Annotated in this window: 22 protein-coding genes; 8 read left to right on the top strand and 14 right to left on the bottom strand. The window is 65.5% G+C overall.

Annotation, left to right across the window (positions count from 1 at the left end; all coding sequences use genetic code 11):
* Positions 1 to 94 precede the first annotated feature (94 nt).
* Genes ACRVY7_RS21100 through ACRVY7_RS21110 form a run of 3 tightly spaced genes read right to left on the bottom strand, consistent with a single transcriptional unit; the run spans position 95 to position 5,258 of the window.
* Positions 95 to 1,999: an Hsp70 family protein gene (locus tag ACRVY7_RS21100; RefSeq protein ID WP_431818523.1), complete on the bottom strand. Its 1,905-nt coding sequence runs from the start codon at positions 1,997 to 1,999 to the stop codon at positions 95 to 97.
* Positions 1,996 to 3,429 carry a GTPase gene (locus ACRVY7_RS21105; RefSeq protein ID WP_331436388.1) on the bottom strand — a complete coding sequence of 478 codons (1,434 nt, stop codon included), beginning with the start codon at positions 3,427 to 3,429 and terminating at the stop codon, positions 1,996 to 1,998. Before ACRVY7_RS21105 ends, ACRVY7_RS21100 begins: the two co-directional genes overlap by 4 nt.
* Entirely contained in the window at positions 3,426 to 5,258 is a 1,833-nt protein-coding gene (locus ACRVY7_RS21110; RefSeq protein WP_049700231.1) for a dynamin family protein, read from the bottom strand. The genes ACRVY7_RS21105 and ACRVY7_RS21110 overlap by 4 nt, the downstream gene beginning before the upstream one ends.
* Before the next feature lie 337 nt (positions 5,259 to 5,595).
* On the opposite strand from ACRVY7_RS21110, the gene ACRVY7_RS21115 reads away from it, so the two are divergent.
* Positions 5,596 to 6,843 (top strand): DUF7373 family lipoprotein, encoded by a 1,248-nt coding sequence (locus ACRVY7_RS21115; RefSeq protein WP_431818524.1) that lies wholly within the window; start codon positions 5,596 to 5,598, stop codon positions 6,841 to 6,843.
* 4 nt (positions 6,844 to 6,847) lie between these two features.
* Entirely contained in the window at positions 6,848 to 8,134 is a 1,287-nt protein-coding gene (locus ACRVY7_RS21120) for a DUF7373 family lipoprotein (RefSeq protein ID WP_431818525.1), read from the top strand.
* Positions 8,135 to 8,138: 4 nt separating this feature from the next.
* On the opposite strand, the gene ACRVY7_RS21125 is transcribed toward ACRVY7_RS21120, so the two are convergent.
* From ACRVY7_RS21125 to ACRVY7_RS21145, 5 genes are all read right to left on the bottom strand, one after another.
* Positions 8,139 to 9,125, bottom strand: a complete 987-nt coding sequence (locus tag ACRVY7_RS21125; RefSeq protein WP_331436386.1) for a DUF5926 family protein — start codon at positions 9,123 to 9,125, stop codon at positions 8,139 to 8,141.
* A gap of 24 nt (positions 9,126 to 9,149) precedes the next feature.
* Positions 9,150 to 9,941 carry a glycerophosphodiester phosphodiesterase gene (locus ACRVY7_RS21130; protein ID WP_270485058.1) on the bottom strand — a complete coding sequence of 264 codons (792 nt, stop codon included), beginning with the start codon at positions 9,939 to 9,941 and terminating at the stop codon, positions 9,150 to 9,152.
* Positions 9,938 to 10,729, bottom strand: a complete 792-nt coding sequence (locus ACRVY7_RS21135; RefSeq protein WP_431818526.1) for a DUF4328 domain-containing protein — start codon at positions 10,727 to 10,729, stop codon at positions 9,938 to 9,940. The genes ACRVY7_RS21130 and ACRVY7_RS21135 overlap by 4 nt, the downstream gene beginning before the upstream one ends.
* Positions 10,730 to 11,015: 286 nt before the next feature.
* The gene (locus ACRVY7_RS21140; RefSeq protein WP_049700235.1) at positions 11,016 to 11,375 is read right to left on the bottom strand and encodes a rhodanese-like domain-containing protein; all 360 of its coding nucleotides are present in this window, start codon (positions 11,373 to 11,375) and stop codon (positions 11,016 to 11,018) included.
* 430 nt (positions 11,376 to 11,805) lie between these two features.
* Positions 11,806 to 12,648 (bottom strand): S49 family peptidase, encoded by an 843-nt coding sequence (locus tag ACRVY7_RS21145; RefSeq protein ID WP_431818527.1) that lies wholly within the window; start codon positions 12,646 to 12,648, stop codon positions 11,806 to 11,808.
* Positions 12,649 to 12,720: 72 nt separating this feature from the next.
* On the opposite strand from ACRVY7_RS21145, the gene ACRVY7_RS21150 reads away from it, so the two are divergent.
* Positions 12,721 to 13,464, top strand: a complete 744-nt coding sequence (locus ACRVY7_RS21150; RefSeq protein WP_431818528.1) for a VOC family protein — start codon at positions 12,721 to 12,723, stop codon at positions 13,462 to 13,464.
* A 24-nt stretch (positions 13,465 to 13,488) separates the two neighbouring features.
* Here the strand turns inward: ACRVY7_RS21150 and ACRVY7_RS21155 are convergent, their stop codons facing one another.
* Positions 13,489 to 14,559: a winged helix DNA-binding domain-containing protein gene (locus ACRVY7_RS21155; RefSeq protein WP_431818529.1), complete on the bottom strand. Its 1,071-nt coding sequence runs from the start codon at positions 14,557 to 14,559 to the stop codon at positions 13,489 to 13,491.
* A gap of 127 nt (positions 14,560 to 14,686) precedes the next feature.
* On the opposite strand from ACRVY7_RS21155, the gene ACRVY7_RS21160 reads away from it, so the two are divergent.
* Positions 14,687 to 14,836 carry a hypothetical protein gene (locus ACRVY7_RS21160; protein ID WP_197494605.1) on the top strand — a complete coding sequence of 50 codons (150 nt, stop codon included), beginning with the start codon at positions 14,687 to 14,689 and terminating at the stop codon, positions 14,834 to 14,836.
* 267 nt (positions 14,837 to 15,103) lie between these two features.
* Positions 15,104 to 15,733, top strand: a complete 630-nt coding sequence (locus ACRVY7_RS21165; RefSeq protein ID WP_005206140.1) for a superoxide dismutase — start codon at positions 15,104 to 15,106, stop codon at positions 15,731 to 15,733.
* 656 nt (positions 15,734 to 16,389) lie between these two features.
* On the opposite strand, the gene ACRVY7_RS21170 is transcribed toward ACRVY7_RS21165, so the two are convergent.
* Entirely contained in the window at positions 16,390 to 17,136 is a 747-nt protein-coding gene (locus ACRVY7_RS21170) for an energy-coupling factor transporter transmembrane component T family protein (protein ID WP_431818530.1), read from the bottom strand.
* Positions 17,133 to 19,325, bottom strand: coding sequence for an ABC transporter ATP-binding protein (locus ACRVY7_RS21175; protein WP_431818567.1), 2,193 nt, complete (start codon positions 19,323 to 19,325; stop codon positions 17,133 to 17,135). The genes ACRVY7_RS21170 and ACRVY7_RS21175 overlap by 4 nt, the downstream gene beginning before the upstream one ends.
* A 163-nt stretch (positions 19,326 to 19,488) precedes the next feature.
* Between ACRVY7_RS21175 and ACRVY7_RS21180 the strand changes: the two genes are divergently transcribed.
* The 3 genes from ACRVY7_RS21180 to ACRVY7_RS21190 all read left to right on the top strand — a co-directional run bounded on the left by ACRVY7_RS21180 (position 19,489) and on the right by ACRVY7_RS21190 (position 21,742).
* Positions 19,489 to 20,013 (top strand): peptidase, encoded by a 525-nt coding sequence (locus ACRVY7_RS21180; protein WP_251721540.1) that lies wholly within the window; start codon positions 19,489 to 19,491, stop codon positions 20,011 to 20,013.
* Between the two features lie 119 nt (positions 20,014 to 20,132).
* Entirely contained in the window at positions 20,133 to 20,861 is a 729-nt protein-coding gene (locus tag ACRVY7_RS21185; protein WP_431818531.1) for a TMEM165/GDT1 family protein, read from the top strand.
* 119 nt (positions 20,862 to 20,980) lie between these two features.
* Positions 20,981 to 21,742 carry an SDR family NAD(P)-dependent oxidoreductase gene (locus ACRVY7_RS21190; protein WP_049700241.1) on the top strand — a complete coding sequence of 254 codons (762 nt, stop codon included), beginning with the start codon at positions 20,981 to 20,983 and terminating at the stop codon, positions 21,740 to 21,742.
* 25 nt (positions 21,743 to 21,767) lie between these two features.
* Here ACRVY7_RS21190 and ACRVY7_RS21195 read toward each other — a convergent pair whose 3' ends face one another.
* Genes ACRVY7_RS21195 through ACRVY7_RS21205 form a run of 3 tightly spaced genes read right to left on the bottom strand, consistent with a single transcriptional unit; the run spans position 21,768 to position 24,076 of the window.
* On the bottom strand, positions 21,768 to 22,961 hold the full coding sequence (locus tag ACRVY7_RS21195) for an MAB_1171c family putative transporter (protein WP_431818532.1): 1,194 nt from the start codon (positions 22,959 to 22,961) through the stop codon (positions 21,768 to 21,770).
* An 11-nt stretch (positions 22,962 to 22,972) separates the two neighbouring features.
* Entirely contained in the window at positions 22,973 to 23,515 is a 543-nt protein-coding gene (locus ACRVY7_RS21200) for a hypothetical protein (RefSeq protein WP_331436383.1), read from the bottom strand.
* Positions 23,516 to 23,536: 21 nt separating this feature from the next.
* Entirely contained in the window at positions 23,537 to 24,076 is a 540-nt protein-coding gene (locus tag ACRVY7_RS21205) for an XRE family transcriptional regulator (RefSeq protein ID WP_414651994.1), read from the bottom strand.
* Positions 24,077 to 24,365 lie beyond the last annotated feature (289 nt).

Genomic DNA, 24,365 nt, shown 5'->3' on the forward strand with positions numbered 1-24,365 from the left:
CGAGCCCGTCATCTCGAACGGGCTTACTGATGCGTGCAGGGTTTGGACGCTTTCAGGGATTGGATGCGACCGGATGCGTGGAATGTTCCGCGGATCAGGAAATCAATCCGGCGCGACTCAGATACGTCTTGCCGTCGGCGACCGATTCGAGTCCGAACGTGGTCACCTGGAGGTTGGTCGACGTGTTCGCGTACGTCGCGATGTACGAGTTGGTGCCGCCATCCGGCTTGATCTCCGCGGCCGACACGCGGGCGGAATCCTCGACCAGCGTGCCCTTCCCGTCGCTCTGGGTTCCGTTGCGGAGCGAGGTGATCGAGCTCTGCGCTCCCGTGGAGTCAGACGAAAAGCTGACGAACCCGTCGATTCCCCCGTAGGACTTCTTCTCGAAGAACGACCCCAACGGTCCGTCCTCCTTGATGTTGCACATCATGGAGAGCGCGCCATTGGTGGTGAAGTCGCTCTTGCGGCAATCTTCGACGCCATCCTGCAACGCCGACGGCAGGAGGCTGTAGAGCTGCTTCTCATCTGTGACGATCGCACTACCATTCGCCGCCGTCTGCGTGGCGGCCGTCGAGCTTTGCGCCGCTTGGTTCGGATTGTCATCTCCGCCACCACGATTCGCGAGGGCAATGCCACCGACCACGATGCCGGCCACCGCGACGACCGCGACACCGACGAGCGCGACCCGACCCCACTTTCGTCCGCCCGACGACGCCGGTGTCGGCGACGGCGTCGCCGCAGCGCGCTGCCCGGCGGGCGCCTGCGATGCACCGGCGGGATATCGGCCGTCTGCAGCCTGCTGCGCGGTCGGCGCCATCAGGTCGGCTGCGGCCGGGGCGGCCGGACGCTCACGGGTGTCGGCGGCACGATCGCCGACCGCTGTCACCAAAGCGCCCTGTGCAACAACGGTTTTCGGGTCGTCGAGCGTGGCGACGGGACCGACTTCACCGAGCCGCTGCTGGATGAGCGGAATCCTCGACGACCCGCCCGTCAGGTACAGGGCGGTCAACTGTTCCGGATGCGTGATCCCGGCGTCGAGCAGCGTTGCCCTGGTCAGACGCAACGCCTGCTCGGCTGCCGGCGCGATCAGTTCGTCGAATTCGTCGCGGGTGATCTGTAGGGTTTGCCGACCCTGCGGTGTGTTGTTGATCGTGATGGTCGCCGAGGGGGCTTCGGAGAGCAGCTCTTTGGCGCTGCGGATGGACTCCTGCAGGCTCTGCATGACGTCGACCGGCGCACGCCGACGCAGCCACTCGACCAGTTCAGGGTCGCGGTCGGCGAGGCGTTGCTCCACCCATCGCTGGATCAGCGCATCGATGTTCTTGCCACCAAGGCCGTTGTCACCGCGTGCCGCGATCACCTGGAACGCATTCGGCCCGGTCACTGTGAGTACCGCGATGTCGAGGGTGCCGCCGCCGAAGTCGAAGACGGCGATCCGCGCTCCGGGCTGCATGGCGTGTGATCGGCTGTAATGCGCTGCGGCGGCGCGTGGTTCGGAGATGGTCGTGATGCGCGAGCCGTCGATGCCCGCACGCATCGCCGCCTCGGCGAGTACGCCGACCTGTTGTGGCGCCCAGGCCTCGGGATGGGTCAGGACGACCTGCGCCGGCAACTGCCCCGCGTGCGCTGCTTTGCCGCGGGAGATGATCGCCGACATCACCGCGGCCACCGGCAGCGCCGACGGCATCGTGTAGCCGGCGATCACCGTCGTGGGGGCACCCGTGATCAGTCGCTTGGGAGAGGCGACGAAACCGACCGGATTCTGCTGCGCGAGGTTGCGCGCGGGCTCACCGACGGAAATCCGTTCGGGGGAAGCGACATACACGCTCGACGGCATCAGATTGCTCGTATGCGAGAGCGACAGCGTCTCGATACTTCCGCTTGTCGCACCCGAATGCGCGGCAGCGGAATTCGACGTACCGAAGTCGATGGCGAGAATCCAGGTCGGTGACATATGCGTGTGGGTGTCCTGTGTGTTGCTCGGTGAGCGGTTGCTCATCTGGTGGCGGTCGGTGTAGTCAACGGGGTGTAGCTGCGGATCAGGGTGACGATGGCGGCATCCTCTGCCGCCGAGCTCGTGGCGAGTGAACGCTGGTGCGCCATCGCCAGACGACGCTGTGCCTCTGCGGCGACGGCATGCGACGGTGCCGACGGGGGTAGCCCGACGCGCCCGGCCGCTGAAGTTGCACGGAGGATGGTGTGCAGTTCCTCGGTGACCGCCGCGTTGGGGTCGGTACGGAGCATGCGCTGGTAGTCCTCGAGGACGGTGACCAGATGCAACTCCGGCTTGTTGCGAAGTTCCATCGTGAGCGTCCGAATGTGATCGCGCGCCGGATGGGTGAAAGCCAACTGATCGAGTCGGGCAAGAATACGGTGTGCCCGATGGAGAACGGCATACCGGGCTATCGACGTGGTCAATTCGCCGCGCAACTGCCCGATACCCGACAGCGACATCAGCCAGGCATTGAGCTCCGACGCTCCGCGCGCGGCGATCTGGCGACCGTTGAGCACGCCGTATTCCCCGAGTAGACCGAGCAATCGCGCGCGTACCTGCGGCGACAGTTCACTGCGGACGTCGTCGTTGTCGAATGTGCGCACCACGTCGAGCCTGGACAACGGCGCGAGCCGCGCCAACGCCGACGCGAGATCCTCGGTCAGCATGCCGGTGTGGCTGGTTTGGGCCATGAGTCCAGAAATCGCCACGACATCGCTGACCGTCTCCGACAACTGCTTGGCCAGAACGCGCGCGTGGTCGGCGGCGTACGGAATCGGGTCGCGTCGTCCGAGTGCGCCCTCGCCGAACGAATCGGCTCGAGACAACACTCCGAGCATGTTGAGCGGCGTGAATGGGAGTTGGGAGAGGAACTCGATCTCGTCGGTGCGCGGCGCGGCGTCGAACAGAAAGACCGCGGCGTCGGCGTCGATGGACGCCGTGCGCGTCTGCTCGAAGCCGTCGATCACGGCGCGCCTCGTCGCCGAGTCGTTTTCGGTTGTCAGCGTCGACAATCCGGGCGTGTCGATCAGCGTGAGCTGTCGCAACGACGCCGACGGCATCCACCGCTCGACAAACTGGATCTCCGACGACGGCAGCGGTAGGTCGACCGGCTGGTGAGCCGCGACGGTGACGCGATGGCGTCGGCCGTCGATTCCGACGATCTCGGCACGCGACGGGCTGCCATCGGAGTAGACAGTGACGACGTTGGTGGCCTCGAGCGCAGCGGTTTCGGCGACCGGCGCCCCGATGAGCGCGTTGACCAGCGTCGACTTGCCTGCCTTCAGCCGTCCGACGATGACCACGCGGGGCGGCGACCACAGGATGGTGCCGATCGAGTTGGCGTGCTCGACGAGGTCGCCACCGAGACCGGCGAGTTGTCGTAGACCGCGGTCGAGAGCGGCGTGCACCGGATCGTTGCCGGAGGACGTGGTCATCGTTTCACCTGAGCCAGGTACTTCTCGGCCGAGGCGATCCGCTTGTCGACAACCTCGAGGTTCGACGTCAGACGAGTGACGGTTTTGTCGCGCGACGCGGAGTCGGACTGCGCCGCCTTCTGAACCTCGTTGATCGTGTTCTGCAGGGTCTCGATGTTCTCGCGCAGATAGTTTCGATAGCGGATGACGATCTCGGGCCGCGCCTGCGCGACGGCACTCTCGAGGAGGCGCCCGGTTGCTGCCTTCGTCGCTCCGATGGTCTCCCGCAGCCAGGTCAGCAGGTTCGCTTTGCCTGCTCGGATCGCACGGAAACCCAGATTCACGCCGACCCACACCGTGCCGACCACGACGCCGACACCCATCAGAGCGCTCAGTCCGAGTATTCCGCCGAGCGTCGATGATCCGACGACACCCATCGTCAGCAGCGTCGGATCGAGCAGACCGTGCCGCTTGCTCGCGACCTGATGTGTCTCGATTCGCTTGTCCTGCATGGATTCGACGATCTGCGAGCGCAACTCTTCCCACACGGTGGGGTCGTCGGTGAATCGCGGCGCGACCACGGTGTCGTGGAGTCGCTGCAGGAACTCGGCGAGAGTCTGCGCCATCGCCAACTGGAGGTCGGCGTGCATGTCGGCGGTGAACTTCTGTTCGCTGCGGCGCAGCACCTGCATGCCGTGTTTGTTGACGTACAGGGTCCACTTGTCGCGCACGTCGTCGAGGCGTCGTTCGAGACCATCGACCGCCTGCTGCCGCAGCAACGTGAGGTCACGGGCGAGGTACTGCTCCCATTCGCGTGCCTGCTCCTGCAATTCGGTGAGCCTGTCCCGCTCAGCGGTGAGGTCGGGCAGCGCCTTCGCGCCGGCCTGCACGGCGTCGAGTTCACGAGAGATCTTGGAGCGCAACACCTTCAGACCTTCGAGGCAGGTGCGCACCGCGTCGGCCTCCGGCAGCTCGGCTGCGGCGTCGAGTCGTCGGGTGAGTTCGGAGCGCAACGTCGCGATGCCGCTCTCGTGCTCCAGCCGCTCCTGCTCTGCGGGGTCGGCGAGTTCGGTCGAGAGCGACGCGAGAAGGCTCGACACCCCGAAAACCGGGAATGGACGCCCGATCTCGCGGGTCAGCAGGCGCTCGTTCTCACCGACGATCTCTCGCCAGCGTCGAAGATTCTTGTCGGTTTTCGTCACCACCACGATCACCGAATCGACCGTCGACGAAGCCTCGCGGACGAACTCCATCTCCGGGGCAGTCAACGGCGACGACGCGTCGCACACCAGAACCAGCACACACGCCTGCTGGGCCGACTGCGTAGCCAGTTTGGCCAACCCGACGTCGAGCCCGCCAACCCCCGGGGTGTCGACCATCGTCATGTCGGAGACCCGTGCCGTCCGCACCGCGACCGCGGCCGACGTCGGAAGCTCCTCGGCCTGTGGATCGCGGACATGCGCACCGTCGGTGGTCACCCACTGCGCGAGTTCGTCGACGGGCGTGGTCCGCGACGTCCCGGACGGAAAGAACAGCTCGGCCGTCTCGTCGACGTCGAGGGCGGAGTCGACGGTGACCGACACCGCGGTCGACGAGGTCACCTCGACACCGACGGGACACAGATCCCGTTGCCCGACGAGGGCATTGACCAGCGAACTCTTACCCCGCTGCACCTCTCCGACGACCACAACCGTGCGGGCTTGCCGGTCGCGGGCGAGTTTGGCGGCGGCGACGTCGGCAAGGGTGTCCATCTTGTAGGCGCGGAGCACCGTCGAAGCGGCATCGACAATGGCCGACGCGTCGCCGGCAGCGGATTTCCGCTCCGTCGCACCCTGCGCCTGTGCAGCCATTCTCTCGCCCCGTACCCGATCGTTTATGCCTCGACGTCGCTTATGCCCGGACGTCATTCATGCCCCGACGGATTCGCCGCGGCGCCGCGTTGCCGGTACACCGCTTCCGACCGAAACCCCATCCGCGGCCCGACAGGGCGTGAGTCTAACGTCCTGCCGTTGGCACTGTGCCATCTAGATGACGTGAATGACACGGGCAGCGGTTATCGGGGCGTCGTGTACTAGCCTGCTGAGCGAAGTGAACAATTCGGTCAGTGGCCGGAACCGACCGATTACGCAGCACCGGAGGGGGGCGAAAAACGTGATGGCTGGCATGCGCCCTGGAACGCGTGCAGCGATGACCAGCGCACTTGCAGCGCTGATCTTGCTCAGCGCCTGTTCTGTCGACGGGCATGCCGTGAACGACTCCGACCCTGCCGCGAGCGCAGCAATCGACGTCAAGTCGCTCGACACCGGCAAGTACCCCACCGAGCCACGCAAGCCGTTCGGCAAGCCGACCGTCGAGAATGTCCTCCAATACGAGGGGCAGCGGATGGCGCAGTTCATCGTCGCGCCCTTCGAAATCGACCGGGACCTCACTCAGATGGGCTTGCCGACACAGATGCTCTTCAGTCGGTCGAGCAACGTCAAGGCTGTCGTCGGCGAGGACGTCGGCGGAGTTCCCGCCAACGAGAACGTCTTCTACGGCTATGTCGCCTCGGCGTCGACTCCTGACAGCATGTTGCGCACCGGGACCAAGCGCTCACTGAACAATATGGTGGCGCGATACCTGACCGCGGCCGACGCCACCGCGGCCGCGAACCAGATGGCAGATGTGTACGGCAAGCGACCGAAGACCACGCCGGTTCGCCCGGCCGGATTGTCGGGAAGCCGTGTCCTGACATCCCCCGGCGGCGAGCCGGGCAACACCTCGATGGCGTCGTTCACCGCCCACAACACCTACGTGCTCGTCACCTCATACACGGTCGACGACGCTCAGAAGGACATGCTCGAGCCCGCGATCAGCAAAGCGGTCAATCTGCAGAGCGCACTGATCGATCAGTTCCCGGCGGCGCCGACCAAGGAGGAAGCGGCCGCACACACGCGGCCTTCCCAGAAGCTCCTCATGGACCAGAGCCGCGTTCTGATCTATGCGCTGCCCTATAGCGACAAGGAACTCGAAGAAGGCGATATCGCCGACACGAATATGGGCAACGTGCGAGCCGTTTACGGCCCTCGGGCGATGTCGTTCAGAAGTGACGATCCGCCCGGCACCTTCGCGCTCTTGAACGAAACCGGCTCGACGGCCAACGCGGTCGAGCGGTCGACCGTCTACCGGGCCAAGACCGCCGATGGCGCCAAGAAGATCATGGACACCCTCGCCACAGGCAACAAAACCCGCGGGCGCAAGTCGCAGCCGGCACCACCCAACCTCCCCGGCGCGCGATGCGCTCAAGAGATCGCGCGCAACCTCACCCAATACTGGTGCGAGGTTCAGGTAGGCCGCTACGTCGGCGAGGTCTTCGGCGATGACCTCAAGGACGTCCAGCAGCAGGCCTCCGCTCAGTACGTGATTCTCACCAAGGCCGATCAGAATGCGAACTAACAACATGAAGAGAGCACCGATGCGTCGTAAACACGTTGTCGCGCAGACAGTTTCACTGTTCGCCGTTGCCGCCGCACTCGCGGGGTGCACCGTCGACGGCAACGCTGTCAACGACTCCGACCCGGCAGCGAACGCGGCCGTCGACGTCAAGTCCCTCGACACCGGCAAGTACCCGACCGAACCTCGGAAACCATTCGGTGAGGCAACCGGAGACGAGGTCGTCACCTACGACGCGCAGCGGATGGCGCAGTACATCGTCGCGCCGTTCGAGATCGACGCCGACCTGACCAACATGGGTTTACCGATGCAGGTTCTCTACAGCACGACCAATGTTCGAGCGGTCGTCGGAGACGACGTCGCAAATGTGAAGGCCAACGACGCGATCCTCTACGGCTACGTCGTTTCGGCCTCTACGCCTGACGAGACGATTCGGGCGGGCACCAAGCGGGAACTGAACAACTTCGTGACCCGCTACATCACCCCCGCCGACGCCACCGCCGCGGCGAATCAGATGGCCGACGCCTATCTCAAGCGCCCCAAGGCCACCACGGTTCGCGTCGACGGGATGTCGGGGAGCCGGGTGATCTCGGTCCCCGGGAATACCAACGGAACCACCGCCCTCGTCTCCATCACCGCGCACAACACCTACGTGCTCTTCACCTACTACCAGACGACAGACGCGCAGAAAGACCAGCTACAGCCTGCCATCAAGAAGGCCGTCGACCTGCAGACCGCACTGATCGATCAGTTCCCGGCCACGCCGACCAAGGCCGAACGGGAGGCACGCAATCAGCCCAAGAAGCAGCTGATCATGGACCAGAACCACATCCTGATCTATGCGTTGCCCTACACCGACCAGGAGATCAAGGACGCGAAGGTCAAGACGCCCAATCCGGGTAACGTCCGAGCGGTGTACGGGCCGCGATCGATGTCGTTCTTCTCGTCGGATCCGCCGGCAGACTTCCGCCTGCTGAACGAGGTCGGATCGACCGCCAACGCGATGGACAGGGCCACCGTCTACCGGGCAAAGACCCCCGAGGGCGCGAAGAAGATCATGGACACCTTCGAGAATTCCAACCGTGCGCGCGGAATGAAGCCCGTGCCCGCACCCCCCAATCTTCCTGCGGCGCGCTGTCTCTCCGAGGTCACCCAGAACGTCACGGGCTATTGGTGCGAGGTCAGCTATGGCCGGTACGTGGCCGAGCTGGTCGGCACCGACCCCAAGGACGTGTACCAGCAGACCTCTGCCCAGTACGTCATCTTCACCAAAGCCGACCAGAAGGCAAACTGAGCGGTCAGCGAATCGTCACCTGGCGGGTACGCAGCCCATCTCGTGAGCTGCGCTCGTCGATGGTCAGATCGCTTGTGGCGGTGAGCGCTTCGGCGAGCCAGGCGTCGAATTGATCAAGGCCGGGATACCACTCTTCGTGGTGCATCTCGTTGTCGAGATCGAAGACGGGCACCAAGAGACCATGCGTACGGAACGAACCGGCGAACCGCGAGCCCTCACCGAGCGTGAGGTGTCCGGCCGCGTGTAGGCGCGCCAGCGCGTTCATCAGTACGTCCTCGGCTTCTGGGCGTACCCACCGGAGATGTGCGCGATCGCCTGCGTCGACCCACCACGGAGCGCCGACGCCGCTCTTGGGGTGCAGCCTCGCTGTCGGCAGCACGGTGTCGCTTGCGCGCTCGACCATCGGAGCGATCTCGGCGGGCACCTCGGCGCCGTCGGGGAACCACCACGAGAAGTCGTCGTGGACGATGATGTCCAGCGGCGCATCGGCTTTCAGGACGTCGGCGAGCGTACCGTCGTACTCCGACGCCGGACCCGCGTACTCGTCGCCGATCTTCGCGTGCGCAGCCCATGAAATCGACTGGGCGAGAGCAGAGTTGACGTCATCCGGATCGGGATCGGTTTGCGTTGCCGCGACGCCCTGGGGCGCGGTTCGGAATTCACGCACGACGGCGGGGACGGCACCGGGCAGGATGGTTGCCAGCAGCACCTCGTTGCGCTCGCCCGGTTTGGGGGCGGGACGGGGCGCGTTGTCGGGCATCACCGACGTGGGTTCCGGCCATGTCGGCCCCGGCTCGATGAGGTCGAGTACCGCTGTCGCGGAACTGACGAACGACCGCAGTGCCACCAGGTCGCACTCGGCCGCAAGGCCCGCGAACGGACGGGGTGAGGGCTCGAGTGTCGCTGCAGCGCGGGCCTTTCGCGCGGCTACACGCTCTGCTCGGTTACTCCCGGGACGCGGACCGGATCCTCGTTTGCTCTTCTTGGCCATGGGTCCACCCTCTCACGTTGGGGATCAGTCGACGGTCACCAGCCAGTCACGGACCTTGGCCGGTCGATTGGTGGCGACCCAACGCACACCGAGGTCTGCGCAGAGTTGGACGTCGGCCTGCTCGTCGACCGTCCAGCAGTACGTGACGCGTCCGGCGGCCGCGGCCTTGTCGACGATCTCGGGGTGCATGCGGAGCGTCTCGACCGACGGTCCGATTCCGGTCGCACCGACCGCGGTCGCCGCCGAACCGCCAAGGACCCGGGCCGTGTCGCCGAGCAGGATCGTCGGCAACATCGGCGCGTGACGTCGAATCCGCCACACGCCCGCCGACGAGAACGAGATGACCACGGCGCGGCTGTGATCGGCCGACGGCGGTGTGGCAACGCCGAATTCGTGCAGCGCCTCGAGGAGTTTCTGCTCGACGAGACTTCCGAAACGGACGGGGTGCTTGGTCTCGATGAACAGACGCACGGGGCGTCGCCAGTCAAGAGTCAGCGTAAGCAGCTCGCGCAGCGTGAGCACCGACGCGGGCGCGTCTGCGTCGTGCCAACTGCCGAAGTCAAGCTCACGGAGCTCCGCGAGAGTCATCTCGCTGACCACACCGGAGCCATTCGACGTGCGGTCGACGGTTCGGTCATGGATGCAGACGAGTTCGTGGTCGGCGGTGAGCCTGACGTCGCATTCGAGGCCGTCGGCACCCTGGTCGAGCGCAAGTTCGTATGCGGCAAGGGTGTGTTCCGGCGCCTGCGACGACGCGCCCCGATGCGCCACGACGGCGGGTTTTCCCGACCGCGACACCTTCTCGACGGTGCTCACGCGACCGCCACCCACCGCTTCTTGACGACGGGCTCGTCGGCAACGAGGACGTTCGGCAGGTGGCGCGACGCCCAGAATGCGAACGCTGCGGACACCGCTGCGCTGATGGTGATCAACGCGAGGGCGTCGGCGCCGGTCTGGATCGAGCCGGAGGCCAGCGAGACCGCCCAGGTGATGGCCGCCCAGATGGCCAGCGCGTTGACGAGCGCCCAAGCGACCCAGAGGCGGTCGAGTGCCGCTCGCGTCATGCCGTCTACGCCTCGTTCGCGCCAGTCGTCGGCCGCCGCGTTCGCCGCCTCATGCAGCAGCAGCGGAGCTCCGATCACGTTGACCACCGGGATACCGGCCAGGACGATGATCTGCCAGCGTGGGCGCGGATCGCGGCGTCCGCGGTGTCGATAGGCGTGTTCGCGCACCGCGATCAACCAGCGCACAGTGGCGACGAGGGTACTGATGACGGCGACCAGGGCGACGAGTCCAGCGAGGATGACCAGGGCGCCGCTCACGACGATCAGCCACGCCGGCAGCGGGGTGCCCCGATTGATCACCAGCAGGATGTAGCGGAGGAGATGCACCACGGCCGACGCGGCGAGGGCTCCTGCGCTGATCACGAGCGCGCTCCGCAGTGTCTCGGACGCGCGCTCGGCGGGAGCGTCAAGCCGATGTTCGTCGATGGGATCGTCGCGCAGTCCCCAGCGCGGCAGGTAGGTGTAGCGAGGGATCAGTTGTGGACCGCGATACAGCTGGGGTCGACGCTGCGGAAACGATTCGGGTGGTCGCCTGGCCACCCAGCGCACGTTGCGGCTGCGGTACATGCGAGGCGCTTGGGTCTGTTGTGGACGCTGCTGGGGCGCGGGCCGCGGCGCGGCGCGGCGGTTGACCGGCGGCCCGGCGGGGTGTGTGGGAGGCCCTGCGGTGGGCGTGGGCGGCCCCGACTGGCGCGGGACCCGCGCGGCCGCCTGAGCGGACTCGACCACGACGAGGTTGCCGCCGCAGCGCGGGCAGTGCTCGCGCCCGTCCCGGTGCGGTGCCTGGATGCGGCACCGCGGACACATGTCGTACATCGTGCCGCCGCTAGTTCGCGTCCGGAGAGTTGCCGGAACCCGTGTCTCCCGGTCCCGTCTGCACCGGCTTGTTGTTCTCGATCCACGCGATCATGCCGCCGCGCACACACGAACCGTCGATTCCCGCCTGCTCGAGGTACTGCAGGACACGCATCGAGCGTCCGCTGGAATGGCAAATGACGAGGAGTTCTGAGTCCAGGTCGATCTCGTCCAGTCGGCCGGGAATCTCGCCGAGGGGTATATGCACTGCGCCTCGGACGTGCCCCGCGTTCCATTCGTCGTCCTCGCGCACGTCGAGGAGAACGCGGCCGGGCTCGTCGGTGAAGTCGTCCGGCAACTCGGTCACCGGTACCTGTGGAATGTCGCCCATGCTCACGTTTCCATGTTGGCACATCGCGCAGGGGCGGAACTGCCACCTCGCCTGAACCCGACGGTCACGGTCTCGTCGAGGCTCGCTGATGCTTCGAGCGTGTCCGTCGTGCGCGGGACGCGCAATTTGACAGCGTGCGGACGAGCGAACGCCATCCACATCCCGCTATGTATGTCTGCATAACGCTATCCACATGCCAGTTTGACAAGCGTCGCTTTAGACAACTCGGACGAGTGTCAACCTGTGAATGAGGCTGTGGATTTGTGGACAACTCGAGCTCGGGTGTCCACAACGTGTGATGCCGGTCACTAATTCGCAGGTCAGCCAGTATATTCTCTTCACATCAGTGAAGTTGTCGGCGCCGTCGTAAACGATCTGGTCAAGATCACAAGCCCTGTGGATAACGTGGGGACAACTGTGGATGGTTTGCTCAGCGGAACTCGATCCGCTGAGTTTTCTCCACAGCGGATAGAACTCCCGAGACGACAGCATCGGTCAGCGCAGCTGCACCCGACGGGCCGCTGAGCAGCCGAGCGAGGATCGGCTTCGGGGCGGAAATCACCGTGATCTCGACGTCGGGGTAGCGTTCGGCCACCACCGATCGCATCACTCCGATGCCGTCGACGAGCCCGACATCGCGGGCCTTCGCGCCGATCCAGATGTCGCCGTTGAACAACTCCTCGTCGGTACCGGCGAGCTTCTTTCCCCGCCGCTGCTTGACCCACGCGATGAACGCCTGGTGCAGCTCGGACTGCATTCCCTTGAGCCATTCGACGTCGTCGGCGTTCTCGGGAGAGAAGGCATCGAGCCTGGCCTTGTTGTCGCCCGCGGTGTAGAGCCGACGCTGCACCCCGAGCCGTTCGATCACCTCGTTGAAGCCGAAGCCGGACGAGACGACGCCGATCGACCCCACGAGTGAGGTGTGCGCGGCGAAGATCTCGTCGGCCGCGCACGCGATCCAGTAGCCACCGGACGCCGCGATGTCTTCGCAGAACGCCAGAACCGGCACGCCCTTCTCGGATGAGAGCTGTCGGATTCGCTCGGCGATGTACTCCGACTGCGCGGGCGAACCGCCCGGCGAGTTGATGACGATCACGACGGCCTTGACGCGCTCGGTCTCGAAGGCGCGTTTGAACATCGGCTCGACCGAGTCGATGGTCATCCCGCGACCCGCCCCGACATGTCCGATGACGCCATCGAGGCGCACCACCGCAACCTTGTCTGCGCGGGACTTCTGGAACTTCTTGACGATCTCGCCGAGTGGCCCATTCATTGGATCGAGTCTAGTGCGCGAGTCCGACACCTCCCCGACGCGACGCTCGAGCCGACCGTAGACTCTGGAGCCGTGGACATCCGGTGGCTCACGGCGTTTCTGGATTTTCCTGCCGACCAGTTCGGCGACGAGGTCACGTTCTGGCGTGCGATCGCCGGCAGTACGGTGTCACCGCCACGCGGCGACCACCGCGAATTCGCAACCCTCGAACCGTTCAACGGCGACCCGCACCTGCGTGTGCAGCGGGTGGGGTCGGGCCCGGGCGGCGTGCACCTCGACCTCCATGTCGACGACCCGAGGACATCTGCGCTCGAGGCCGTCGAACTCGGCGCTCACATTCGCGACGACCTCGGCGAGCTCCTCGTGCTCGAATCGCCCGCGGGGTTCATCTTCTGCCTCGTCGACTGGGCCGGCGAGTCGTCGAGGTCACGACCCATCCGATGGCCCGACGACACGATCAGCATCATCGACCAGGTGTGCATCGACGTTCCCGCGAGCCTGTTCGACCGTGAACTCACCTTCTGGGCACAGCTCACCGGCAGGCCGACGCAGCCCGTCTCACGGCCCGAATTCGTTCGGCTACAACGCGATCCGCACCTCGCCGTCGGAATCCTGCTTCAGCGAGTCAACGCCGGCGGCCAGATGTCGGCCACCGGGCACGTCGATCTCGCAACGAACTCGGTGCAGCAGGAGGTGGCTCGCCACGAGGACTGGGGTGCGCGGGTCGTCGAACGTTTCGACAATTGGACGGTCATGGCCGATCCCGTCGGGCGGCCGTACTGCATCACGTCCCGCAATCCGCGTACCGGCAACTAGCCGGACCCGAGCTGCGCGGCGATGTCAGCGGCTCGCTCTGAACTCACGCAGGCGCTCGACCTCGGTGTCGAGTTCTGCGCGCTGTGCCCGGGTCAGTTCGGAAAACAATTCGACGTCGACGTCGGGTCCGTCGCCCGGGCGCCACGTCCCGGCGAGCCGGCCGTCGACAAGCACGAACCCCGGCGAGCGGCCGTTGGGTGTGACGGTGCGTCGGTAGGCGGCGTCGTCGGCGATCCGGTAGCGGTCGGCCTGTGCGACGAGGATGTGGTCGAAGGGTGCGATCAACCGCAGCGGCGCCGGTTCGTCCGCGTCGGCGAGTGCGAGGCCGTCGAGGTCGAAGAGGACTTCACCCGCGGGTCCCTCCAGTTCCACGAGTTCCCAATCGGCGGCCATCTCGTCGAGCAGTGGGCGAAGGCGCGTGAGCCCCGACCACGTCGCGATCGCCTTGGCCGAGGCAGGGCCGAAGCCGCGAAGATACAGGCGTATCAACTCTTTTCGAGCGTCGTCGCCGACGAGGGCCGGCTCACCGGGACCGATCCAGTCGTCGAGGAGTTGATAGGTGGGCGCGCCGCTGCCCTTCCACAATCCCCGCGGAGGCACTTGGACGAGCGGCAGTCCACACCGCGCATGGGCGGCGAGCGCAGCCGGATCTTCGTCCGGATGCCGTTGCGCCAATAGGCTTTTCAACTCGGCACCGCCGAGTGCTCGACCGCGGAGCAGCTCCGCGGCGTCGGCGTGAACCGCCTCGGGCGTCGACGAGACGAGCGCATGGCTTCGGTTGGAACGCACTCCGGCGTCGATCGTGTCTTGCGCCAGCGCACGAATCCATCGTGCGTCGAGACCGTCGAGCAAGAAGACGGTGCTTCGCAGTAGCGCGATCCTGACCACTTCGCGGTCGGTGAGCAGAGCGTCGAGCTCGTCGGGCCGAAAGTCGTCGATCCGCGACGCGAGCGCATAGAAAGCGCTCACTGGATCCTGCGATTGGATACCGACGATGCGGTCGATGACCTCGATGGCGTCGTCGCCGACTCTGGTCAACAGATGCTGCCGCGAGAGCAGGGTCCGATTGGCCTGCCTCGGCGTGATTTGAGTCATAGCGTGAAGTGTGTCTACTATTCTGGCTAATCGCACATCGCTGTGATGCCAGTCACTATTCTTGGTTCTGGCGTCGCACCGGCAACGCGCAGCCGCACACGATCGACAACTCGGGACGAGGTTCTCCATGGCCGTCAACGCTTCGGGACAATCACGGGTGACGCGATCGCGTCGCGGTGTTCCGAGCGCGGCCTACAACGTCCGACAGTCGTGCATCACCATTGGACTCAGCGTCGTCGCGTTACTGGTGCTCCTCTTCGCGCTGATTCTCTACTGACATCAATCCCATTGGGGCGCAGCCCTTCTCGTTGGCGCCCGGCTCACATAGGCCTTCCGATACTTCAACCCGACTTGAAGTTAGTTGGGTCGTGTTTGTTGCATTCCCCCACTGTCTGCGGAAGGCTGGAACTACCCGCGCGAGCGTCCACAACACTCAGTGAAGGCCCCGCGCGAGCCCAAGAGCAGTAGCCGAAGCAGTGCCCGACGGTATGAACGCTCGCAGGTTGAGCACAGACTCGAAGGTTTGAGCAGAGAGAGGAAACCCGTGGCTGAATACACCTTGCCGGATCTTCCATACGACTACGCGGCACTCGAGCCGCACATCTCCGGCAGGATCATGGAGCTCCACCACGACAAGCACCACGCGACCTATGTGAAGGGCGCCAACGACACCCTCGCCAAGCTGGCCGAGGCTCGTGAGGACGGCAGCATCGCCGGAAAGGTCTACGGACTCTCGGCGACCCTCGCCTTCCACCTCGGCGGTCACACCAACCACTCCATCTTCTGGAAGAACCTGTCGCCCAACGGTGGCGACAAGCCGGAAGGCGACCTCGCCGCCGCGATCGATCAGCAGTTCGGCAGCTTCGACAAGTTCCAGGCGCACTTCACCGCCGCTGCCACCACGCTGCAGGGTTCGGGCTGGGCGATCCTGGGCTACGACACCATCGCAGGCAACCTGGTGATCCTGCAGCTCACCGATCAGAGCGGCAACATCCCCGCCGCGATCATCCCGATCGTTCTGCTCGACATGTGGGAGCACGCCTTCTACCTCGACTACCAGAACGTCAAGCCCGACTACGTCAAGGCATGGTGGAACGTCGTGAACTGGGCCGACGCCGCTGAGCGTTTCGCCACCGCGACGAAGCAGGGCCCCGGCCTGGTCGTCCCGGCCTGATTTAGCAGTACACACGCGCGAACCACACGCGGCGGCCACCTCCGGGTGGCCGCCGCGTTGCGTTGCGGGTGTTTGGCCGTGCTTCCGCCGCTGGTCGAGCGACACCGCCGATCGAGCGCGTCCCCGCTGGTCGAGCGCCCACCGCTGGTCGAGCCTGTCGAGACCACTCCCGCTGGTCGAGCCTGTCGAGACCACTCCCGCTGGTCGAGCTTGTCGAGACCACCCCCACCGGTCGAGCTCCCACCGCTGGTCGAGCTTGTCGAGACCACCCACTGGTCGAGCACGTCCGCGCTGGTCGAGCGCGTACCCGCTGGTCGAGCCTGTCGAGACCACCCCCACTCGTCGAGCACGTCCCCGCTGGTCGAGCTCCCACCGCTGGTCGAGCTTGTCGAGACCACCGCCCCGCGGTCGACTGTGCCCGCGAAGGTGGTTTCGACTCGGGTGCTCGCTGCGCTCGCGCCCGCTCAACCAGCGGGAACAGGGCCCACCCGCGAGAGTGACCTCGACAGGCCCGGCCGCTGAACCCGGGTCGACGCCGCCGATCAGTATGACGCGCAGCCCGAAAACCACGGCCTAATGTCATACGGATCGGGCGTGGGGCTGGTCGAGTTCCCGCCCGCTCAACCAGCGGGAGTGATCTCGACAGTCGAGGCCACCTACAGCACGACGGAGAGCGTGATCGCCACGGCGCAGACGATCGCGAGCAGCACGAGTGCGATCACGTCGCGCCGGTGCGGGCCGGCCGTCGTGGCGGTGAGTCGGCCGGTGCCGCCGCGGGCGGTGATCGCCTCCGCCATCTCCGAACTCCGACGCAGCGCCGACGACATGGCCGCGGTCACCATGTCCATGATCCCCATCTCGGCCGACGGGTGATCCGACCGCCCCGAGGTCGGGCGCAGCCGATGGACCGCGACGAGTAGTCGGATCTCGTCGATCAGCAGCGGCAGGCCACGTAGACAGAGGGCGATGCACACGGCCCATTCGTCGACCGGCATCTTCAGCTTTCGCAGCGGCCACATCAGCCGTGAGAGAGCAGGGGCGACCTCGGCCATCGGGGTTGTCCAGATGACCAGGATCGAACTCGCGACCAGCACCAGCCCCAATGCGGTGGCACGGAGGAAGAGGATGATCGCCTCGAGACCGAACGACGCATTGACCGCGGCGCCGACGGCGATCAGTCCCCAGAACCACCAGGGTGGTCGGGGAAGCGCGCCGACGGGGATTCCGGCGATGATGGCGGTGACCAGCATGACCCCGGCGACGAGCCCCAACGACGGCCAGGTCGGCAGCACCACGGTCATCAGCCCCAGCACGAACACGCCGATCAGCTTGGTGCCCGCCCACAGTCGATGAATCGGAGAGTCGCCGGGCACCTGCCGCAGCGGGATGGTCCGCATGCTCATGGCATCCTCCATTGCGTCGGGCTGTCTGCGCCTGCCGGGTTTTCTGCGCCTGCCGGGTTCTCTGGGCCTGTGTAGTGACCTGGGCCGGCAGGGTCGTATCCGGGCGCCGGGTCGGGCACCAGTGTTCCGTCGGCCAGGCGCACGCGTCGGGTACACAGTTGGCCCAGTGAGGCGAAGTCGTGCGAGATGATCACGATGGTCATCCCGCCGGCGCGGAGTCGCGCCAGCAGTGCCACGACGTCGTCGCGCGCCACGGGGTCGAGACCTGCGAGCGGTTCGTCGAGGATCATCACCTGAGGCGCTCGCGCGATCAGTCCGGCGAGCACGACACGTCGCATCTGCCCGCCGCTGAGCGCGTCCACTCGACGGATCGCCATGGTCCGTGGGAGGCCGACGGATTCGAGCGTGTGCGCCACCTCGGTCGTGCCGATCTTGAGACCGCCCACCGCCATGATGTCGTCGCCGACGTTCTGCTTCTGCAACTGCAGCCGCGCGTGTTGGAACGCCAGCCCGACCTCGCCGACGTGCTTGCTCACCGGCTCGCCCTGCCCTGGTCGTTCCGGGAGGTAGAGCAGGCAACTGCCCTCGGTCGGCTCGATGAGTCCCGCCATGATCCACGCGAGAGTTGTTTTGCCGGAACCGTTTCCGCCGACAATCAACAGCCCCTCGCCCCGATGCACCGTGAGGTTCACATCGTGGAGCGCGTTCACTTCCCACGGCGATCCGCGCAGATACGTGTGTCCGACGCCGCTCAACGACAGGACCGGCTCGCTCGTCGGCTCCGGACCCGAGACCACGTCCCCGCTCGACGCCTCGTGCCACGACGCGTCGAGTTCGAACCTCTTGGCGGCTCCCGCCTCGACCTCGTGCAACTCCGACAACCAATTCGGGCGATACGGCACGATGCGACCCGCCACGAGATGCACAACCCGGTCGGCGGCGACCGCCTCGATCGCCCTGTGGGTGATCATGACGACGGCGATACCGCGAGTGCGCGGAAGATCGCTGAGTACCTCGAGGAGTTCGGCGCGACCGGCAGGGTCGACCATTGACGTCACCTCGTCGGCGATGAGCAGCGCAGGATCGCGAGCGAGAGCAGCCGCGATGGACAGCCGCTGCTGCTGACCGCCGGAGAGGTCGGAGGTCTCCCGGTCGCCGAGCCCCGCCAGTCCCACCTCGGCCAGCAGACCGTCGACGTCGACCTCGGTTCCCTCCGGCAGTCCCCATACGACGTCGTCGGCAACGCGCGCACCGAGCATCTGCGTCTCGGGACGCTGCAGCACCATCGCCGTTCCGCGGTGCATGCCGAGCCCCGCGGCGCCGGGTCGGTGCACCGCTCCGCTCGTCGGGCGCCGACCCGCGACGATCTTCGAGAGCGTCGACTTGCCCGACCCGTTTGCTCCCACGACAGCGATGAACTCGCCCGGTTCGATCCGGAGGTCGATGTCGGCGAGGACTTCGGGTCCACCCGGCTGGTAGGAGAAGCCGACGCGGTCGAGCTCGAGTGGCAGGGGTGCCACCGGTCGATCGTCGTCAACGGCGTCGTCGAGGGTGTCTTCGCTGGGGATGTCGGCGAGCCGATCGATCACCGCACCCAGAATCCACCAGGCCACCACCATCGTGATGAAGGTTCCCACGCCGCCCATCACCCAGATCCAGACCCACCAGTACTGCTCGATGCTGTGGCGTAGCCCGTTGATGCCGTCGGCCAACGGCTGTGCCGACGGCACCTTCTCGACCCACTTGGCGAGTCCGCCGATGGTGTTCGTCGTCGCTTTGATCACCAACTCGCGCAGCGGCACCAGCACCAGCAGCACCACGACCGACACACCGCCGATCAGAGGAGCCGCTATCGCCGATACCCCCAGGAGCGTCGGCCAACCGTGTCCGCGACGTTTGATCTCGCCGACGATGCCACCGACGACTGCGGCGGCAAGCAGTGCCGTCGCGGCCCTGGTTCCGGCCATCGCGAAACTCACGGCCGCGGTGGATACGGTCGCCGCGACCATCGCGCGGGGCCGAGTACGGGCCCCGATCAACGCGAGCGGAACAGGCGCGAGCACACGAACAGCGCTGGCCAGCGGGATGACCGATCCGATGACGACCGCCGCGACAGCAAGGCCACCGAAGATCGCGATCCAGGCGATCTCGAGCGGACGCAACGCGCCGCGAGTCTTTGCGTCGGGCATTTCGGACGGTGAGTGCACGTATCCATAGTGCCTGGTGACCCCGACCACGCCTGGGCCGCGTCTGCCGTTACTTCGTGTAAACGAAGCGTCACAACACGGCGCTTCGACTGGACGACGCCGCGCAGTGGGTGGATTCTCATCTCACGAACAGGGAGGTCAGAACATGCAGTCCTCTGTCCCGATCGGACTCACACCGGTTCAACAACACGGGCATCTCAACGGAATCCTCATCTCCGGACGCTGGCCGGAATCGACCCTCGAGTGGACCCAGACGCTCGTCGCCTCGGTGCGGATCGCGTGCCGCCCCGGCTTCCTACCCACCACGACGATCTTCCGAGTCGTCGAAGAACACCCCGACGACCTCGACGAACCCGCCGTGGGCATGATGGTCGCGATCGGAAACGTCGTCGACGACAGCTTCGTCGAAGCAGGCCGATTCGACAGCAATCCACCCGCGTTGGTGATGCTGCATCCGCCGTCGCGCACCCGTCCCTCGCTTCCCGAATGCGCCGACGTCGCGTCGGGTTGTGTGTTGCTTCCCGGACTGCCGGAACTCGGGCTCGAACACCGTGCCGGGTGGGCCGAAGCCGAAGCCGACGGCACGGTGGTCAACCTGCGCAACAAGGTCGGGATCGACCCCAACGCCGACCCCGACACCGCCGTCCTGGCGATGCTGCTCGTCGCCTGAGAGAGTCCGAACGGCCGTTTGACGGGTACCCGAACTTCGGATTTTGTGCCCCCTACCTGCACAAATGCGGGTTTGCGATCTGTTGCAATCGCAGCTGAGGTCTGGCTAACCTCGACTTCATGATTGCTGCCCTCCTGTTGAGCTTCGGCGTGATCTTTGTCGCCGAGCTGGGCGACAAGTCGCAGCTGATGGCCATGACGTACGCCCTGCGTTACAAGTGGTGGATCGTCCTGCTCGCGATCACCGTTGCTACGACCGCCGTCCACGCGGTCTCCGTGTTCTTCGGCCATTTCCTCGGCCTCTCGATCCCGACGAACGTCATGTCGATCGTCGCGGGTATCGCAATGTTGATCTTCGGCCTCTGGACGCTTCGCGGCGACAGCCTCGACGACTCCGAGCAAGGCAAGGCCGACCGCGTCGGCAAGTCGGTGTTCTTCGCGGTGATGTCGTCGTTCTTCCTCGCCGAACTCGGCGACAAGACGATGCTCGCCACCATCACACTCTCCGCGCACAGCGACTGGCTCGGCGTGTGGATCGGTTCGACGATCGGTATGGTCGCCGCCGACGCGCTGGCCATCGCTGTTGGCGCGCTCCTCGGCAAGCACCTGCCCGAGCGGACCATTGCGATCGGCGCGTCCGTGCTCTTCTTCGGGTTTGCGGCATGGCTTCTCTTCGAGGGTCTGCGCGATTCGTCGTCTGTCACGGTCATCGCGACACTGTCGGCTGTGGTTGCCATCGTTGGAATCGGTTCGTACTACGTCCACCGGGTCCACCGCGCGGCGGCGCTGGCCGCAACGGCACCCGCAGCAGAACCCGCACACAGCGGGCATGCGTCTGACCAGGAGTGATACCGCAAAGCCGGTAGTTTCCCGAGCGATCGGTCGGTTTTAGTAGGGGTTCCTACTTTCTGTGCTGAGCCCACCATTTATGGTGAGGCAGATCAGCTACCGAACGAAGGGAAACCCCGATGGATATCTCCGGCTCTTCTGTACTCGTCACCGGCGCCGCATCCGGACTCGGAGCCGCGACCGCCGCACGGTTCGCCGCCGCGGGCGCACAGGTCTTCGGCCTTGATCTGCAGCCGTCGATCGACAAGGCCGAGCCGACCGATGGCATCACCCTGATCCCCACCGACGTCACCGACGAGGCGCAGGTGCAGTCGGCCATCGACACCATCGCCGCGGCCGGTGCTCCACTTCGTGTTGCGGTCAACTGCGCGGGGGTCGGCTGGGCGTCGCGCATCCTGACCAAGGATGGTCCGCACGATCTGGACCTGTTTCGCAAGATCATCGATATTAACCTCGTCGGCACGTTCAACGTCATGCGGCTCGCTGCCAACCAGATGAAGGACGAATCGACCGTGGATGACGACGGCGCACGCGGCGTCATCGTCAACACCGCATCGGTCGCGGCATTCGAGGGCCAAATCGGCCAGATCGCATACGCGGCGTCGAAGGGCGGCGTTCACGCAATGACGATCTCGGCCGCGCGCGACCTCGCACGCGTCGGCATTCGCGTCTGCACCATCGCACCGGGAACGATCAGCACGCCGATGCTCGCGGGCATCACCCCGGAGTTCCAGAAGACGCTGGCCGAGGCCATTCCGTTCCCGCACCGCCTCGGCGAGCCGGCAGAGTACGCCCAGCTCGCGGAGTTCATCGTCGAGCACAACTACCTCAACGGCGAGACCATCCGAATGGACGGCGCGCTCCGGATGGCGCCTCGCTGAGCTGCACCGGCCGCCTTGTGCGGGGTCAGTCGCGAGCCTCGACCCCGCGCACGGCTGGCGGCCGCGGCGCATGGCCAGGATCGCCGGACCCTTCGAAGTAGTCGGCAGGATCGTCGTCGGCGGGATCGTCGCGCCCGGAATCCTCGACGACGAACCGTGACAGTCGGATGAGGGGTGCGGCCTCGGCGTCGAGTCCGGTTCCGTCAGCGGGCACCATGGGGCGCACCGGCCCCGACGCTCCGCCTTCGTCGCGGTAGGCCTCGACGGCGTCGCGCAGCATCGCGACCTTCACCTCGTCGTCGACGTCGTCGAATTCCTCGGGAACCAGCGGGCTCAACTGCGTGAGCGAGTCGCGAATCTCGATGACCTGACGGTGCAGGCGTCGCGTCGGCGATTTGCCTGCCTCCGGGAGCACGACCTCGGGGATCGCGCTCGTCACAAGGCTCCACAACGGTTCAAGAGCTGCGACGGCGCGCCGATGACGACGCCGTGCGGCCAACTCGGTCCACCGCGAATGGAGCATCGGAAAGCTGATTCCCAGCAGGAATGCGACGATCCCGACGATGTCGAGCGTCCGCACCGCGATCAGCGAATTGACCGCTCCGACCAGGCCGCTCGCACTTCCGACGACCGCGAGTACCTGCAGGACGGACGCAAAAGCGAGCAGACCGAAACCCGTGAGGAGCAGCGCGAGCGAGAACCGAAGGTACCCCTGCGACACTCGATAGAACTTGAACACATTGCGCACGCACGCACCGAATCCATACGCGAGATACGCGCTGGCAATGATGTAGAAGAGCGCAAATCCCCAGTTCTTGAAGCTCCACTCGTTGACCGACGACGTGCGCAACGAGTCCGGGGTGAACACCAATGCAACCTGCAGGCCGATCAGTGCGACGACAAGTGGGAAGGCCTCGTGACCGGCACGCCGCTCGCGACTGGCGCGAGCGGTGGGGAAGAAGAACACGATGACCAATGCCGCCACACCGAGTGCGAGCAGCGCGTAGTACAACCAGCGAGAACTACCCGCATAGACGTGCTCGTCGAGGAAGTGTGCGCTCGTCCTGGTGCTGACCACGAACGCCAGCGTCAGCGCAGCGATCGCCACCGTCATCGCGATGGCCTGCAGGCCGCCGCTACCCCGCCTGATCTTGTCCAGACGCCAACACAGCGCAAGCACGAAGGCGACGAGCGCGACGAGATTGATCACGTCGGTCATCTGAAGTCACCTCACAGCCAGCCTTTATGACCCCCGAGGAGCCGCTGTAGGCCCCGCACTTCCTTGTTGTCGGCCGTCGTCCCGACGCTGTTACCCGCCGACTGTGCCCACGTCAGAATCATAGAAGCCAACGTCTCGGCTTCCCACTCGCGGTCGTCGGAATAGCACGTTCGACGCAGCGCGGCGTCGGATTCGTCGCCGGAAGCCGCCAATGGCCCGGTCAGTGACGCCTCGCCGAGCATCTGGTGACCCGCGATGAGATGACCGAACTCGTGCACGATGATCTGATCTCGGTGCAACGACGACGTGTTCTCCTGATAGAAGAAGTAGTCGGCGTCTTTGGCCGCCAACCAGACACCGTTTGGCATCCCCGCGGGTAGCGCGTACGGGAGTGGCCGGATCGGACGTCCCCGCCGCTCGCCGTACCGCTCGCAGAGCTGGCCGACGTCGAGCGGAAGGTCGAGGTCGAGGCCGTCGAGCGACCGACGAACCAGTGCCCACAGCGCCCGCTGACTGCGGCGGGAACCCTCATCGATCGACTTGTTCGACGTCACGATGCCGCGGGAACGTCAGTACTAGTCGTCGTTGGACAAGCCGACGACGCGCAGGCGCGCCTCGATGGCGTCTACCTCGTCGTCGGTCAGACCGGCAGCGACGACGTCTGGCGGATCCTTCGGCAGCCCCTGCTGCTCGCGCAGGACCTTGATCAGCTCGTTGACCACGGTCACCGAATCGCTCGACAGTCCGGCCAGTCGGAACGCCGCGAGCTGGACGTCGGTGTCGGCCTGAAGCCGCATCAAATCGATCTCGTCGCGAGTACGTTGTGCTGCGCGATCTTCGAGGAAGTAGTGGACATCCACCCCGAAAGCTGCAGCGATTCCCTCGACCGTCCTGAACGACGGCGACTTGGCCTTACCCGAACGAAGCTGGCTGAGGTACGACTCGCCCAGCCTGAATCCGCGCTCCGTACTCCTGGCTGCGATCGCCTTGGCGCTGTACGCGCGTCCGTTGGGTCCTGGCACCGTACGAAACAGCTCTTCGAGCCGTCGAGCAAATAAACCCGGATCGACGGACGTGGAGCGTTCGTCGGACCCACCCCTACCGGCGTCACCCATGGGGTTATCCGTCCCTTGTGAAGTCATTCAACTCTCCGAAAGCCGACATTTGAACTTGCAAACATTAAAGCCCGACACGCATCCCCAATGCAACGATGGGCATGCTAGACGCACAACGTCCCCCCGCGTGCGAGCTGGCAACCAGCCACAACACCATTAGCTTAAGGCCCTGTGGCATTATTCACAGTTTGATCACGAACACCTCCCCGCGGGTGAACATTTCATCTCGATCTGATCACAGGATCCGCCGTTATGTGGACCACGGTACCGTTTACTCGGCCGATCACGA

The sequence above is a fragment of the Gordonia jacobaea genome, from assembly GCF_965344965.1.
GTDB lineage: Bacteria > Actinomycetota > Actinomycetes > Mycobacteriales > Mycobacteriaceae > Gordonia > Gordonia jacobaea.